This window comes from Streptomyces sp. SCSIO ZS0520 (genome assembly GCF_025643355.1).
Classification (GTDB): domain Bacteria; phylum Actinomycetota; class Actinomycetes; order Streptomycetales; family Streptomycetaceae; genus Streptomyces; species Streptomyces physcomitrii.
Genome location: NZ_CP092644.1, coordinates 1,659,034 through 1,674,488, shown reverse-complemented (window position 1 = coordinate 1,674,488; position 15,455 = coordinate 1,659,034). Strand labels below are relative to the sequence as shown.

The 15,455-nt window shown below is 71.3% G+C and carries 13 protein-coding genes; 9 read left to right on the top strand and 4 right to left on the bottom strand.

Features of this window, described 5'->3' with window-relative positions; genetic code table 11:
• Positions 1–46: 46 nt before the first annotated feature.
• Both MID12_RS05610 and MID12_RS05605 read left to right on the top strand, forming a co-directional pair.
• Complete coding sequence (locus tag MID12_RS05610; RefSeq protein ID WP_263165214.1) at positions 47–394, top strand: WXG100 family type VII secretion target; 348 nt, start codon at positions 47–49, stop codon at positions 392–394.
• A gap of 110 nt (positions 395–504) precedes the next feature.
• Entirely contained in the window at positions 505–804 is a 300-nt protein-coding gene (locus MID12_RS05605; RefSeq protein WP_263165213.1) for a WXG100 family type VII secretion target, read from the top strand.
• A gap of 170 nt (positions 805–974) precedes the next feature.
• On the opposite strand, the gene eccCa is transcribed toward MID12_RS05605, so the two are convergent.
• Entirely contained in the window at positions 975–4,943 is a 3,969-nt protein-coding gene (gene eccCa / locus MID12_RS05600; protein ID WP_263165211.1) for a type VII secretion protein EccCa, read from the bottom strand.
• A gap of 354 nt (positions 4,944–5,297) precedes the next feature.
• Between eccCa and eccD the strand changes: the two genes are divergently transcribed.
• A complete protein-coding gene (gene eccD, locus MID12_RS05595) occupies positions 5,298–6,818 on the top strand; it encodes a type VII secretion integral membrane protein EccD (RefSeq protein ID WP_263165209.1) in 1,521 nt (506 codons plus the stop codon).
• A gap of 69 nt (positions 6,819–6,887) precedes the next feature.
• On the opposite strand, the gene MID12_RS05590 is transcribed toward eccD, so the two are convergent.
• A complete protein-coding gene (locus MID12_RS05590; protein ID WP_040247617.1) occupies positions 6,888–7,154 on the bottom strand; it encodes a DUF397 domain-containing protein in 267 nt (88 codons plus the stop codon).
• Positions 7,155–7,533: 379 nt separating this feature from the next.
• On the opposite strand from MID12_RS05590, the gene rpsO reads away from it, so the two are divergent.
• The 5 genes from rpsO (at position 7,534) to MID12_RS05565 (ending at position 13,210) form a co-directional block, all read left to right on the top strand.
• Positions 7,534–7,821: a 30S ribosomal protein S15 gene (gene rpsO / locus MID12_RS05585; RefSeq protein WP_040247614.1), complete on the top strand. Its 288-nt coding sequence runs from the start codon at positions 7,534–7,536 to the stop codon at positions 7,819–7,821.
• Between the two features lie 427 nt (positions 7,822–8,248).
• Complete coding sequence (locus MID12_RS05580; protein ID WP_040247612.1) at positions 8,249–10,468, top strand: polyribonucleotide nucleotidyltransferase; 2,220 nt, start codon at positions 8,249–8,251, stop codon at positions 10,466–10,468.
• A complete protein-coding gene (locus MID12_RS05575) occupies positions 10,465–11,844 on the top strand; it encodes a M16 family metallopeptidase (protein WP_263165207.1) in 1,380 nt (459 codons plus the stop codon). The genes MID12_RS05580 and MID12_RS05575 overlap by 4 nt, the downstream gene beginning before the upstream one ends.
• 152 nt (positions 11,845–11,996) lie before the next feature.
• Positions 11,997–12,749: a 4-hydroxy-tetrahydrodipicolinate reductase gene (gene dapB / locus MID12_RS05570; protein ID WP_040247607.1), complete on the top strand. Its 753-nt coding sequence runs from the start codon at positions 11,997–11,999 to the stop codon at positions 12,747–12,749.
• A gap of 2 nt (positions 12,750–12,751) precedes the next feature.
• Positions 12,752–13,210, top strand: a complete 459-nt coding sequence (locus MID12_RS05565; protein ID WP_263165205.1) for a hypothetical protein — start codon at positions 12,752–12,754, stop codon at positions 13,208–13,210.
• 96 nt (positions 13,211–13,306) lie between these two features.
• Here the strand turns inward: MID12_RS05565 and MID12_RS05560 are convergent, their stop codons facing one another.
• On the bottom strand, positions 13,307–13,867 hold the full coding sequence (locus MID12_RS05560) for a PH domain-containing protein (protein WP_040247603.1): 561 nt from the start codon (positions 13,865–13,867) through the stop codon (positions 13,307–13,309).
• An 86-nt stretch (positions 13,868–13,953) separates the two neighbouring features.
• A complete protein-coding gene (locus MID12_RS05555; protein WP_040247601.1) occupies positions 13,954–14,193 on the bottom strand; it encodes a hypothetical protein in 240 nt (79 codons plus the stop codon).
• Between the two features lie 336 nt (positions 14,194–14,529).
• Here MID12_RS05555 and thyX point away from each other — a divergent pair, with 336 nt between their 5' ends.
• Entirely contained in the window at positions 14,530–15,270 is a 741-nt protein-coding gene (gene thyX / locus MID12_RS05550; protein ID WP_040247596.1) for an FAD-dependent thymidylate synthase, read from the top strand.
• The last annotated feature ends 185 nt before the right edge of the window (positions 15,271–15,455 follow it).

Genomic DNA, 15,455 nt, shown 5'->3' with positions numbered 1-15,455 from the left:
TGAAGACGAAAGCCCCCGAGGACGCTCTGAGAAAGGAAGGCAGGCCATGACCGGCAAGCAGAAGCTCGAAGATGCCGCAGTAATCAAGATGCAGGAGGACATGTCCCAGAAGTACGACAACATCCGGAGCAAGGTGCACAAGCTCCAGGGTGTCATCGACGGACTTGAGGGGCAGTGGCACGGCATCGGTCGCGCCGCCTTCGACAAGAAGCAGTACGAGATCAACACCTCGCTGCAGAACATCGGCGGCATCCTCGCCGACGTGATCGACGCGATGACCAAGACGCGGAACATCAAGGACACCACGGAGGACGACGTCCGGGCCGCGGTGGAGAAGATCGATGTGCGGGACGGTGCGCCCACGATGCCGTCGTCCAACCTGAGCAGTTACTGAGCCGCACGGTTCTGAGTTCCGAGTCCGGATTCTGAGTTCCGGAATAACTCGGGATCACCCGGAAACACCCGGCGTCACCCACACGACAATTGGAAGGCGAGGCATCCGGCATGGGAAACAATGCTGACGGTCTCAGCGTCAAGTACGACGGACTCGATCTGGCGGCGACCGACATCGGCAACCAGGCCAAGGCCCTGGAGACCGACCTGCGCGAGCTGCGTGCGCTGGTCGTGAAGAGCCTGGAGTACTGGGAGGGCGAAGCCCGTACGACCTTCGGCGAGAAGCTGCAGAAGTGGGACAAGGAAGCCGCCGACATCCACACGGCGCTGACCGGCATCGGCCATGTGGTGGGCATGGCCGGCGGTGACTACATGGGCGGCGACAAGAAGGCCGCCGGCTACTTCATGTGAGGCGGCACGGAAGCAGGCGCCGCAGGACGACGTGAGGGTGGACACATACAGGGGGTGTTCACCCTTTGTCGTACCCGGTCTCGGTCGTACCCGGCCCTCTTCTCACCCGGCGCGGCGACCGGCCCGGCCGCGGAGCCAGGCCCGGCCCGCTGATCAGCCCCCCGCGGATGTCAGCCCTCCAAGCCCACCTGGATCAACGGCTTGCCGCGCTTGCGCGAGACGAAGACGCCGCGGCCCGCCGGCATCGGACGGGGCCGTACGCCGCCGAGGAGGTCGCCCTCGGACGGGTCGCCGGTGAGGACCACGCCCTGCGCGCCGAGCTCTTTCACGCGTTGCAGGAAGGCCTCGTAGCCCGCCCGGCCCGCGCCCGCGGTGGAGCGCGCGATGATGAAGCGGACGCCGACGTCCCGCGCGAAGGGGAGCAGTTCCGTCAGGTCGGCCAGCGGGTTGCCGCTGGACGTCGAGACCAGGTCGTAGTCGTCGATGATCACGTAGACCGTCGGGCCGCGCCACCAGCTGCGGTCGCGCAGCTGCTGGGCCGTGACGTCGGCCGTCGGGGTGCGGCGCTGCATCAGGTCCGCCAGGGCTTCCATGTGGTGCTGCATCTGGTTCGACATCGGGATGTACTCGGCCAGGTGCGACTCCGGCGTCGCGTCGAGCAGCGTGCGCCGGTTGTCGACGACGAAGAACTTGCAGTCGTTGCCGTCGTAGCGCTGGGTGAGCTGCCGGATGAGGAGCCTCAGCAGGTTCGACTTGCCGGACTCGCTCTCGCCGAAGATCAGGAAGAACGGGTCCTGGTCGAGGTTGACGAAGACCGGCTCCAGATTGTCCTCGTCCAGCCCGAAGGCGATGCCGCGGTCCGGGAAGCGGTCGCCCGGGGGCAGCTGCCGCGCGGAGAACTCCCGTGGCAGCAGCCGGACTTCGGGCGCGCCCGGCAGCGTCCAGTGCCGGGACACCTCGGTGCTGAGGGCTGCGGTGGCGTCGGCGAGGTCGGTGTCGGAGGACAGTCCGTCGATGCGCGGGACCGCCGCCATGAAGTGCTGCTTCTGCGGGGTCTGGCCCCGGCCGGGCACCCCCGTGGGGACGTTCGCGGCGACCTTGCGGTCGAACTCGGAGTCCATCGGGTCGCCGAGGCGCAGCTCCAGACGGTTCATCAGATGGTCCTTGAGGTTCGAGCGCACCTCCATCGACCGCGACGCCGTGAGCAGCAGATGGACCCCGTAGCCGAGACCGCGGGCCGCGATGTCCAGGACCAGCGGTTCCAGGACGTCGTACTCCGTGCGGAAGTTCCCCCAGCCGTCGATGACCAGGAAGACGTCGCCCCAGGGCTGGTCGGTCACGGAGATCTGGCCCCGTGCGCGGCGGGTACGGAAGTCGGCGATCGAGGCGATGCCCGCCGTACGGAAGTACTCTTCACGGCGGGTGAGCACCCCGTAGACCTCGGCCAGGGTGCGGCGCACCCGCTCCGGGTCGAGGCGGGAGGCCACGCCGCCGACGTGCGGCAGCCCGGCGAGGGACGCCATCCCGCCGCCGCCGAAGTCCAGCCCGTAGAACTGCACTTCCTGCGGGGTGTGGGTCAGCGCGAAGGCGGTGACGAGGGCCCGGAGCAGGGTGGACTTGCCGGACTGCGGGCCGCCCAGGATCTGCATATGGCCCGCCGCGCCGCCGAAGTCGACCCACAGCGGATCGCGGCGCTGCTCGTACGGCTTGTCGACGAGTCCGGCGGGGACCACCAGGCGTCCCGCGCCCTGGTAGCCGGGCTGGGTGAGCCCGCGCTCGGGCACCGGGGCCAGGCCCGGGAGCAGGGAGTCGAGCGAGGGCGGGCTGTCCAGCGGGGGCAGCCAGACCTGGTGTGCCGCGGGCCCCTGCGCCTCCAGGCGCCGCACGATGACGTCGAGAACGGTGTCCGCGAGGGCGTCGTCCTGCTGCGGTTCGGCCCGGGCTGCTTGGCGTTGCTGCGGCACCGGCGCGTACTGCACGGGCACTTCGGCCGCCGTGAACAGCACCGGCCGCCGATGCACCGGCAGGGGGCCGCCCGAGGACACCGGGCGCGCGGAGCCGGAGCGGTGGACGCCGGAGACGTAGGCCGCCTTGAACCGCACCATCTCGTCGGTGCCGAACTTCAGGAAGCCGGAGCCGGGTACGTTCGGCAGCTCGTAGGCGTCCGGGACGCCGAGGGCGGCCCGGGACTCGGCGGCCGAGAAGGTCCGCAGGCCGATGCGGTAGGAGAGGTACGTCTCCAGGCCGCGCAGCCTGCCCTCCTCCAGGCGCTGCGAGGCGAGCAGCAGGTGCACGCCGAGCGAGCGGCCGATGCGGCCGATCTGCACGAACATGTCGATGAAGTCCGGCTTCGCCGTGAGGAGTTCGCTGAACTCGTCGATGACGATGATGAGGGAGGGGATCGGCAGCAGGGCCGCACCGGCCGCCCGGGCCTTCTCGTAGTCGTGGATGTTGGCGTAGTTGCCCGCGTCGCGCAGCATCTCCTGGCGGCGGTTGAGCTCCCCGCGGATCGAGTCGCCCATCCGGTCGACGAGGGTCAGGTCGTCCGCGAGGTTCGTGATCACGGCGGCCACATGCGGCATCTGGGACATGCCCGCGAAGGTCGCGCCGCCCTTGAAGTCCGCGAGGACCAGGTTCAGCGTCTCCGAGGAGTGCGTCACCGCGAGACCGAGCACCAGGCTCCGCAGCAGCTCCGACTTGCCGGAACCGGTGGCGCCCACGCACAGCCCGTGCGGGCCCATGCCCTCCTGCGCGGCCTCCTTCAGGTCGAGCATGACCGGGCGGCCGTCCGGGCCGACGCCGATCGGCACCCGCAGCCGCTCCGCCTGCGCGCGGGGCCGCCAGGTGCGCCGGGTGTCGATCGAGGCCGCGTCGCCCAGGTTGAGGAGATCGGTGAACTCCAGGTTCGCCAGGAGCGGTTGGTCGTCGCTGTCGCCGCCGGAGGCGATCCGCAGGGGGGCCAGCTGCCGGGCGAGCGCCTCCGCGGACTCGCTCGACAGGGTGTCCGGGGTGCCCTCGTAGACCATGCCGTGCGCGGACTCCAGGCGCAGCAGCCGGGGATGGACGACCACGGAGAGGTCCCCGCGCCCGCCGCTGAGTTCGCCGGGCACGATCTGCAGGACCGTGACGCCCTGCAGGCCCTCCGGGCTCGCGAGGATCGAGGTCGGCGGCAGCGAGACCCCGTCGAGGACCAGCACCAGGTGCGGCATCTCCGGCACCGGGGGCGCCGCCGGGCTAAAGCGCGGCCTGCTCTCCAGGCGGGCGGCGAGCAGCTCTTCCAGGTGCACCGGGTCCGCCGTGATCAGACGGCGGCTGCCGGCGCCGTCCCCGGGGCCCGGCAGCTGGGTGTGCGGCAGCCACTTGGCCCACTCCCAGGCGCCCAAGGCCGCCCGGTCCGCGGCGACGGCGAGGACCAGGTCCTCGGGGGAGTGGAGCGCGGCCAGCGAGGCGGCGAGCGCGCGGGCGCTGCCGCGTACCGTCGCCGGATCGCCGCTGATCGTCACGTGGTAGAAGGCACGCAGCGAGATCGCCATCGGCAGATCCTCCAGCGTGCTGTGCGCGGCGAGGAAACGCTGCATGGCGCCGGCGGTCAGCGGCTCCAGCTCGTCCACCGGCCCCGTCTCCGGCGGCAGCAGCGGGGTGGCCAGGTCCTGGGGGCCGAGTCCCACCCGGACCTGCCCGAAGTCCTCGTCGCCGGTGCGGCGTTCCCAGACGCGGCTGCCCTCGGCGACCAGCGCCCACAACTGCTCGGGCGAGGGGTGCAGGTAGTACTGCGCGTCGCGCTGCTTGCGCGCCACCTCCACGGCTTCGCGCCGGGTCCGGGAGAGGTAGCGCAGATAGTCCCGGCGGGTGTCCGCCATCTGCCCCTGGCTGCCGCGCCGGTAGCGGACCAGCATCGCGACGCCCATCGCGAGGGTGCTCGCCACCATCACCATGCCCATGATGCGCATGAAGGGCTGTGCGCCGGGGTTGAAGAAGAAGACCACGGAGCCGCCCATGCCGAGCATGGGCAGGATCTGCATCAGAGCGCCTTCCTGCTGCCCCCGCGGAAGCTCCGGGGGAGGCTGCAGCACGACCTCGTCCGTGGGCACCTCGGACGGCAGCGTCCGAGGCGGGCGCTTGACGACGATGTGGCTCACTCTGCACCAATTCCCTTGCCGGACCGGTCCGTTCCGTCCGCCGCCCCGTCTTCCGCGGACGCCGATCGCGCTAGGAGATCCTACTTATCGGCGCGGACAGACGCTCATGACCGGCGACGAAGTGTGAGCGGTAGGCTGCTGTTGGTGCACACCGGCGGGTACGAATCGGCCCGCAAACCGGCGCATTCCGTGGGAAGTTGACGGATCAGGCTCGCCGGGTGCGGGTGCTCGGGGGCGCACCCGTGGTCCGGTCGGGACGTACGGCTCCCGTGCACCGGATCTTCACCTACGGAACCGACAGAGGCGCGCGGCACGGCGCCGCGCCCGGTCTCCACCACCGAGGGGGAACAGCACGTGCGCACGACGGCTTCCGCGCCGACCGGCGGGCCCGGCGGCTCGGGTACCAGGGCTCCCGCGGGGACGGACTTCGGCCTCGGCTTCTGCCGCGTCACCATCGTGGCGCCCGACAGCCGCATCGATGTGGCGCTGCCGGACGACGTCCCCGTGGCGGACCTCAACCCGGAGATCCTGCGGCTCGCCCAGCAGAGCCCGGCCGAGGGCGGCCCCGTCGGCTACCACCTCGTACGGCGCGACGGGACGGTGCTCGACAGCGCCCGCTCCTTCGCGGCGCAGCGCATCCTCGACGGGGAGCTGCTCACCCTGCGGCCCTTCTCCGAGTCGCTGCCGCCCGCGGTCTTCGACGACGTCTCCGAGGCAGTGGCCTCGGCGGTCACCAAGGACCGCGCCCTGTGGAGCGGGGACCTCACCCGGGCCGCGTCCCTCGTGGCCGGCGGCGTACTGCCCGCCCTGATCGCCTTCGTCGCCTGGCACGCGCAGCTCCGCCACGACATGCACAGCCTCCCGGGTATCCTCGCGGCGGTCGCCGGAGTCCTCCTGGTCACCCTCGCCTGCGTCCGCGCCCGCGTCTACGAGGACCGGGGCTCGGCCCTCGCGCTCGGCCTCGGGGCGCTGCCGAACATCGGCGTGGCCGGCTCGGGGCTGGTGACGCTCGCCGAGGGGCAGGGCATCGGGCGCCTGCAGTTCCTGCTGGCCTGCGCCGCGGTCCTGGTCGCCTCGGTGGTCCTGACCCTGGTCTCGCCCGGCGGCGACGGCCCCTTCGTGGCCTTCGTCCTCGCCTCGCTGATCGGGCTGCTCACCACCTTCCTCGCGATCCTGACGGATCTGGAGCCCACCGAGACGGCCGCCGTCTGCGCCCCCCTCGCGGTGAGCGCGCTCGCCTTCCTGCCGGGCCTGTCCATGCGCTTCGCGCGCCTGCCCATCGGCTTCGAACCGCCGAACCAGGGCGGCACGGCGTACGCGCCGGCCGCGGACCCCGTCCCGCACGGACCCGTCGACGCCGAGCGGGTGGCCGAACAGGCCCGCCGGGGCCACGAGTTGCTCGTCGGCCTGGTGGGCGGCTGCGCGCTCGTCGCTGTGGGCGCGTCGATCGTGCTCGGCTTCTCCAGCGATGTCTGGGCCCAACTCCTCGCGCTGGCCACGGGGGTGGCGATGCTCATGCGGGCCCATCTCTTCCGCTATACCGCGCAGGTGGGGGCCACCCTCGCGGCGGGCCTGGCCGCGCTGGTCGCGCTCGGACTCGGGCTCGCCCTGCATCCCCCGGCGGGATACGTCCGCGAGGCGCTGCTGAAGAACGACACCACCGCGCTCGACATCCGCTCGGTCTGGATCGTCGCCGCCATCGGCGCGACCGCCGCGCTGCTCACCGCGATCGGCCTGATCGTCCCCCGCCGCGGCCTGACCCCGTTCTGGGGCCGCTTCTTCGAGATCGCCGAGGCCTTCGTCCTGCTCACCCTGATCCCGCTGGCCCTCGCCGTCTTCGACGTGTACGCGAGCGCCCGCGCGATGACGAGTTGACGCCCCGTCCGGCCGCGCCCCTGACGGCAGAAAGGGGCCCGGCACCCGGCCGTGCCCGGCCCCGCCCCGTCAGGCCAGGTCGAACTCCCCGTCCCGCGCGCCCAGCACGAAGGCGCGCCACTCCGCCTCGGTGTACCGGAGCACCGTCTCCGGGTCGGCGGAGGAGCGCATCGCGACCGCGCCGCCAGGCAGGTGGGCGATCTCCACACGTTCCTCGTCCTCGCTGGTGCCCGGGGCGCTCAGCCACTCGACCCCGGAGATGTCGAGTGCGTAGAGCTCGTCCTTCTCGCGCTCCTTGCGCGCGGCGAGTTCCTGGTCCTGTGCTGCGTCCGACATCGTTGCGCGGCCTTTCCCCTGATTCCACTGAGTACGCGGCGGGTGCGCCGGAGGGCGTGGTCCACCGTGCACCGAGCGTATATAAGGTGCACACGGTGCCGTACGGCTATCGCGGATTCGCCGTCCGCGGGCGCGAGCAGGTGGGGCGGGCGGGCGTCCGCGCGGGCCTGCCGCGCACCGGCGGTGCCTCTTCCCCGGGGCGGAATACGCGGCCCTCACCCCCTGGTACCCTGTGTGACGACCCCCTGAGCAGTCGGCGCCGGAGCCCCCGGGCACCGCCGTGCGACGGCCGGCGGGGAGCATCGCCTTCCGAGTCACCGAAGCCCTCCTGAGAAGAAGACCAGGAGCACTCGGGGCAACAACCTTTCGAGGAGTACGCGTGTCGCTCGACGTCGCAACGAAGAAGCAGATCATCTCCGAGTTCGCCACCAAGGACGGTGACACCGGCTCCCCCGAGGTGCAGGTCGCGCTGCTTTCGCGCCGGATCTCCGACCTAACCGAGCACCTCAAGACCCACAAGCACGACCACCACTCCCGTCGTGGTCTGCTCATCCTGGTGGGTCAGCGCCGCCGCCTGCTGCAGTACCTGGCCAAGAAGGACATCCAGCGCTTCCGTGCGCTGGTCGACCGCCTCGGCATCCGCCGCGGTGCGGCGGGCGCCCGATAAGACGCCGTGAAGGGAGCGGTTCCCACTCCAGGGGGCCGCTCCCTTTGCTGTACGTGCGACATGTCACTCCCGCTTTGTAGTCTGGTCGCACGAGGCCGTACACATGCCCGCAACAACCGGGGTGTGGGCGCGGTCCCCGGTCCGTACCGCCGCCGCCGGGAACCCCTTCACGAGGGCTCGCCCGGCCGGGTGCGGACAAAGCGGAAACACACAACGCCATACTGGACGAGGAGAGCGCACCCCGCCGCCGGTCCTCGGTAGTGGCCCCCGGGGCAGGAACCCCGGGTGCTTCGATCGAAGACCGGCCGAGCACCACTGAGGCGCGCTGCTCCGATCGTCCGCCCGCCACACGGGCGGCGCGGACGAAAAGACGCTACAGACGCACGCGTGAAACGCGTAGACACAGAAGAACACGGAGACAGCACTGGTGGAGAACGAGACCCACTACGCCGAGGCCGTAATCGACAACGGCTCCTTCGGCACCCGCACGATCCGCTTCGAGACGGGCCGCCTGGCCCGCCAGGCCGCCGGCTCCGCCGTGGCCTACCTGGACGACGACACCATGGTCCTCTCGGCGACCACCGCGTCCAAGAACCCCAAGGACCAGCTCGACTTCTTCCCGCTCACGGTGGACGTCGAGGAGCGGATGTACGCCGCCGGCAAGATCCCCGGCAGCTTCTTCCGCCGCGAGGGCCGCCCCTCCGAGGACGCCATCCTCACCTGCCGCCTGATCGACCGCCCGCTGCGCCCCTCCTTCAAGAAGGGCCTGCGCAACGAGATCCAGGTCGTCGCCACGATCATGGCGCTCAACCCCGACCACCTGTACGACGTCGTCGCGATCAACGCCGCGTCCGCGTCCACCCAGCTGGCCGGTCTGCCCTTCTCCGGTCCGATCGGCGGCGTCCGCGTCGCGCTGATCAAGGGCCAGTGGGTCGCCTTCCCGACGCACACCGAGCTCGAGGACGCCGTCTTCGACATGGTGGTCGCGGGCCGCACCCTGGAGGACGGCGACGTCGCGATCATGATGGTCGAGGCCGAGGCCACCGAGAAGACCATCAAGCTGGTCGAGGGCGGCGCCGAGGCGCCGACCGAGGAGATCGTCGCCGCCGGTCTGGACGCCGCGAAGCCCTTCATCAAGGTGCTGTGCCGCGCGCAGGCCGACCTCGCCGCCAAGGCCGCCAAGGAGACCGGCGAGTTCCCGATCTTCCTGGACTACCAGGACGACGTGCTCGAGGCCCTGACCACCGCGGTCCGCAGCGAGCTGGCGCAGGCGCTGACCATCGCGGGCAAGCAGGAGCGCGAGGCCGAGCTGGACCGCGTCAAGGCGCTGGCCGCCGAGAAGCTGCTCCCGCAGTTCGAGGGCCGCGAGAAGGAGATCTCCGCCGCGTACCGCTCGCTGACCAAGACCCTGGTCCGCGAGCGCGTCATCAAGGAGAAGAAGCGCATCGACGGCCGCGGCGTCACGGACATCCGTACGCTGGCCGCCGAGGTCGAGGCCATCCCGCGGGTGCACGGCAGCGCCCTGTTCGAGCGCGGCGAGACCCAGATCCTGGGCGTCACCACCCTGAACATGCTCCGCATGGAGCAGCAGCTGGACACCCTCTCCCCGGTGACCCGCAAGCGCTACATGCACAACTACAACTTCCCGCCCTACTCCACCGGCGAGACCGGCCGCGTCGGCTCCCCGAAGCGCCGCGAGATCGGCCACGGCGCGCTCGCCGAGCGCGCCCTGGTGCCGGTGCTGCCGACGCGCGAGGAGTTCCCGTACGCGATCCGCCAGGTCTCCGAGGCGCTGAGCTCCAACGGCTCCACCTCGATGGGCTCGGTCTGCGCCTCCACCATGTCGCTGCTGAACGCCGGTGTGCCGCTGAAGGCCCCGGTCGCCGGTATCGCCATGGGCCTGATCTCCCAGGAGATCGAGGGCGAGACGCACTACGTCACCCTCACCGACATCCTCGGTGCGGAGGACGCCTTCGGCGACATGGACTTCAAGGTCGCCGGCACCAAGCAGTTCGTGACCGCCCTCCAGCTCGACACCAAGCTGGACGGTATCCCGGCCTCCGTCCTGGGCGCGGCCCTCAAGCAGGCCCGCGACGCCCGCCTCCACATCCTCGACGTGATGATGGAAGCGATCGACACCCCGGACGAGATGTCCCCGAACGCCCCGCGGATCATCACCGTCAAGATCCCGGTGGACAAGATCGGTGAGGTCATCGGCCCCAAGGGCAAGATGATCAACCAGATCCAGGAGGACACCGGCGCCGACATCACGATCGAGGACGACGGCACCATCTACATCGGTGCCCAGCAGGGCTCGCAGGCCGAGGCCGCCCGCGCCACGATCAACGGCATCGCCAACCCGACCATGCCGGAGGTCGGCGAGCGCTACCTGGGCACCGTCGTGAAGACGACGACCTTCGGCGCGTTCGTGTCCCTGCTGCCGGGCAAGGACGGTCTGCTGCACATCTCGCAGATCCGCAAGCTCGCCGGCGGCAAGCGCGTGGAGAACGTCGAGGACGTCCTCGGTGTGGGCCACAAGGTCCAGGTCGAGATCGCCGAGATCGACTCCCGCGGCAAGCTCTCCCTGATCCCCGTGATCGAGGGCGAGGACGACAGCGCGGAGAAGAAGGACGACGCCGACAAGTGACGTCCCGTAGTCCCGAGACGACGGCCCGCACCTCCCCGGAGGCGCGGGCCGTCGCCCGTACCCAAACCCTCCTCGAAGGCCGCGACGGCATCGGCACGGTCCGCCGTACGACCCTGCCGGGCGGCCTGCGCGTGGTCACCGAGACCCTGCCCACGGTGCGCTCCGCGACCTTCGGCATCTGGGCGCACGTCGGCTCCCGCGACGAGACCCCCAGCCTGAACGGCGCCACCCACTACCTGGAGCACCTGCTCTTCAAGGGCACGAAGAAGCGTTCCGCCCTCGACATCTCCGCCGCGATCGACGCGGTCGGCGGCGAGATGAACGCCTTCACCGCCAAGGAGTTCACGTGCTACTACGCGCGTGTCCTCGACAACGACCTGCCGCTCGCCATCGACGTGGTCTGCGACATGCTCACCGGCTCGCTGATCCGCCAGGAGGACGTCGACGCCGAGCGCGGCGTCATCCTCGAGGAGATCGCGATGACCGAGGACGACCCCGGCGACTGCGTGCACGACCTCTTCGCGCACACCATGCTCGGCGACACCCCGCTGGGCCGCCCCGTCCTCGGCACCGTCGACACGATCAACGCCCTGACCGCCGACCGCATCCGCCGCTTCCACAAGCGGCACTACGACCCGACGCACCTGGTCGTCGCCGCGGCCGGGAACGTCGACCACCACAAGGTCGTACGCCAGGTCCGCGCCGCCTTCGAGAAGGCGGGAGCCCTCGGGAGCCCCGGCGCCGAGCCGGTCGCCCCCCGTTCCGGCCGCCGCGCGGTCCGCGCCGCGGGCAAGGTCGAGCTGCTGCACCGCCGCACCGAGCAGGCCCACGTCATCCTCGGCATGCCCGGGCTGGCCCGCACCGACGAGCGCCGCTGGGCGCTCAGCGTGCTGAACACCGCGCTCGGCGGCGGCATGTCCTCCCGGCTCTTCCAGGAGGTCCGGGAGAAGCGCGGCCTCGCGTACAGCGTCTACTCCTACACCTCCGGCTTCGCCGACTGCGGCCTCTTCGGCGTCTACGCGGGCTGCCGCCCGAGCCAGGTGCACGACGTACTGAAGATCTGCCGCGAGGAGCTCGACCAGGTCGCCCGCGGCGGGCTGCCCGACGAGGAGATCGGCCGGGCCATCGGCCAGCTCTCCGGCTCCACCGTCCTCGGCGTCGAGGACACGGGTGCGCTCATGCACCGCATCGGCAAGAGTGAGCTGTGCTGGGGCGAGCAGATGTCCGTGGACGACATGCTGGCCAGGATCGCGGCGGTCACCCCGGACGACGTACGCGAGGTCGCGCGCGAGGTCCTGGGGCAGCGGCCGTCCCTGTCGGTCATCGGCCCGCTGAAGGACAAGCAGGCGGACCGCCTGCACGAGGTGGTCTCCTAGTCCGGGAGAGCACCTGGACAGTCCAGGAGAACACCTGGCGGAGCGGCCTTCGGAGAAGCGCGTCTCGGAAGAAGCCGTCTCCCGGAACGGAAGCGGTCACCCGGCCCCGGGCACTCCCGGGGCCGGACCGCCGGCTGCGAAGGAACGAAGACATGAGCAAGCTGCGTGTGGCCGTGCTCGGCGCGAAGGGCCGCATCGGCTCCGAGGCGGTACGGGCCGTCGAGGCGGCCGAGGACCTGGAACTCGTCGCCGCCCTCGGCCGGGGCGACAAGCTGGAGACCCTCGCCGAGCGGGGCGCCCAGGTGGCGGTCGAACTCACCACCCCCGCCTCGGTCATGGGCAACCTCGACTTCTGCGTACGGCACGGCATCCACGCCGTGGTCGGCACCACCGGCTGGACCGAGGACCGCCTCGGCCAACTGCGCGGCCGGCTCGCCGACTTCCCCGGCACCGGGGTGCTGATCGCCCCGAACTTCTCCCTCGGCGCCGTCCTGACCATGAAGTTCGCCCAGATCGCCGCCCCGTACTTCGAGTCCGTCGAGGTCGTCGAGCTGCACCACCCGAACAAGGCGGACGCCCCCAGCGGCACCGCGACCCGCACCGCCCAGCTCATCGCCGCCGCGCGCGAGCAGGCGGGCAGCGCACCGCAGCCGGACGCCACCGCCACCGCCCTCGACGGCGCTCGGGGCGCGGACGTCGACGGGGTCCCCGTGCACTCGGTGCGGCTGCGCGGGCTCCTCGCCCACCAGGAGGTCCTGCTCGGCGGCGAGGGCGAGACCCTCACGGTGCGCCACGACTCGCTGCACCACAGCAGCTTCATGCCGGGCATCCTGCTCGCGGCCCGGCGCGTGCCCACCGTGCCCGGCCTCACCTTCGGCCTGGAACACTTCCTGGACCTCGGCTGAGCATGCGCGCCAAGCTCGCCTACGCCGTCACGGCCGCCGCCCTCCTCGTCTACTTCGTCCTGGCCGGCAGCCGCGGGGTGCTGCTGCTCCGGCACGGCACGGCCCTCAGCGTCGCCCTCGGCGCCGCCGTGCTCGTGCTGCCGCTGATCGGCCTCTGGTTCCTGTGGCAGAGCACCCGCTTCGCGATCCGGGGGGGCCGGCTCGCCGCCGTACTCGAAGCCGAGGGCGGGCTGCCCGTCGACGAACTCCGGCGCACGCCCAGCGGCCGCATCGACCGGGACTCCGCGGACGCCGTCTTCGCCCGGCGCAAGGCGGAGGCGGAGCGCTCACCCGAGGACTGGCGGTGCTGGTTCCGGCTGGCGGTCGCCTACCGCGACGCCCGCGACACCCCGCGCGCCCGCCGGGCCATGCAGCGCGCGATCGCCCTGCACGAGCAGGACGGGAAGCCGCACGCGGTCTGAGCCCGGCCGTGGTGCGAGCCTGGCCGTGGTCCGAGCGCGGCGGGCCACCCGCCCAGGGCACGACCGCCCGTACGCGCGGGCGCGTGCCGTCCGGCCTCAGTGGTGGCCGTGCTCCTGCGCCCAGGCCTCGATCCGGTCGGCGGCCCGCTCGAAGGCGGTGGGCCGCGCGAGGAAGTCCGCGTCGTGGGTGGTCAGCAGGGCCCGCTGCGGCTCGCTGTGCTGGGTGAGCCGTTCCAGTACGAGCGCCTGGCCCTGCACGGTGCGCGGCAGGCCGAGCCAGCGCACCGGCTGCTGCCGGGTGCGCACCGAGACGACATGCGCCCAGGACACCGTGCGGGTGCTGAACATGCCCACGTGGCGCAGCCCGCGGCCGCCCACCCAGGTGCCCATCCGCAGCATCCGCAGCGCCGCCGCGATGATGACCACGGCGAGGGCGCCGCAGACCAGCATCTCGACCGGCGACCCCGCGAAGGCGATGATCACCGCGGAGAGCAGCACGAAGGCGGAGAGCAGCAGCAGGGAGGCGGCGAGGCCCACCCGCCAGGGGCCCGGGCGGTACGGGCGGCGCCAGCGGTCCGGGTCCTCCGGGAAGAGCTGGTCCTCCTCGTCCCGCGACTCGTCGAAAGCGCGGTCGGCCGTGAGAAAGGTCAAGGGCACGGACGGTTCCTCACTCAAAAGCGGCTGGGGCTGCCCGGTGAGGCTATCGAGCCCGGACCGCGCCCACCAGCCTGGGTGCCCTCGGCTCAGCGCCCGTGGGAGGCCTCGGAGTGCTGGGTGACCTCCGGTGACTGCTCCGGCGAGAGGGCGGGCATCCCCACGATCACGGACCCGACCAGGCCCGCGAGCACGGTGGCACCCAGCAGGACCTGGCCGGCTATGCGCCGTGCCGAGGCCCGCTCGCGGGGCGGGGGAGCGATATTGCTGCGGAAGGTGTCGGCTTCGGCGATGAAGGCGAACGGTACGGGCTCACGCCGACGGAACATGGGTGCTGCTTCTCCTTGCGGGGTTGCGGGGCCGGACCTCGCAGGACCCGGAGAGCGCGAGGAGCACGGCGGACGCGACCGAGGTGACGGAGGCGACCGGTGCGCAAGGCTCTGCGGGCGCGGCGAGGAAGAACGACTGTCACCAGGACAGACGTACGAGAACGCCGGAAGGTGCCCGTATGCGCCGAGTTCGCCGAACTTCGTTGTGCTTCGGTGACCTTGGGGCCTTGGTGATCTTCGCCGGGTTCGGGCGCCGCTCGGCGGTGCGGCCGATTGTCGGAGGCGAGTCGTAGAGTTGGCGCCGCCCGAGAGCCGTGATGGGAAGGACCCCGCGACGTGACCGACACCCCCGCCGAAGACACCAAGCCCGCTTTCCGCAGCGAGGTCGCCGTGGAGCTGGTGAAACACGCGGCGAGTGACTCCGACGTGTTGTGGGCGGCCCGCGTCTCCACCGTCGGCGAGCAGTCCCTGGACGAGCTGAAGAAGGACCCCGAGCGCTCCAAGGGCCTCATCAACTACCTCATGCGGGACCGGCACGGCAGCCCCTTCGAGCACAACTCGATGACCTTCTTCATCAGCGCCCCGATCTTCGTCTTCCGCGAGTTCATGCGGCACCGGGTCGGCTGGAGCTACAACGAGGAGTCCGGCCGGTACCGGCAGCTCCAGCCGGTCTTCTACGTCCCGGGCGAGGAGCGCAAGCTCGTCCAGGAGGGCAGGCCGGGCAAGTACGTCTTCGTCGAGGGCTCCGCGGAGCAGCAGGCGCTCACCGGCCGCGTGATGGAGGAGTCCTACCGCCACTCCTACGAGGCGTACCAGGAGATGCTGGCGGCCGGGGTGGCACGCGAGGTGGCCAGGGCCGTGCTGCCCGTCGGGCTCTTCTCGTCCATGTACGCCACCTGCAACGCGCGCTCCCTGATGCACTTCCTCGGCCTGCGCACCCAGCACGAGCTGGCCAGGACCCCCTCCTTCCCGCAGCGCGAGATCGAGATGGTGGGCGAGCAGATGGAGGCCCACTGGGCGACCCTGATGCCGCTCACCTACGCGGCCTTCAACGCCAACGGCCGGGTCGCCCCGTGAGGCACTGATGTACGGGTCAGTCCTACGAGGCGTCCGGATTGCGGGGGTTCGAGAAGTTCCTCTAGCCTGATCGAACGGACCCGGCACTGCTTGAACCCCCGAGCAGGCAGTGCCGGGCTCCGTCTACGTCACGTCCCCGCTCGTCCCCCGAGGGACGACCGCGCGCTGAGCAGCGAGTAGCGTGT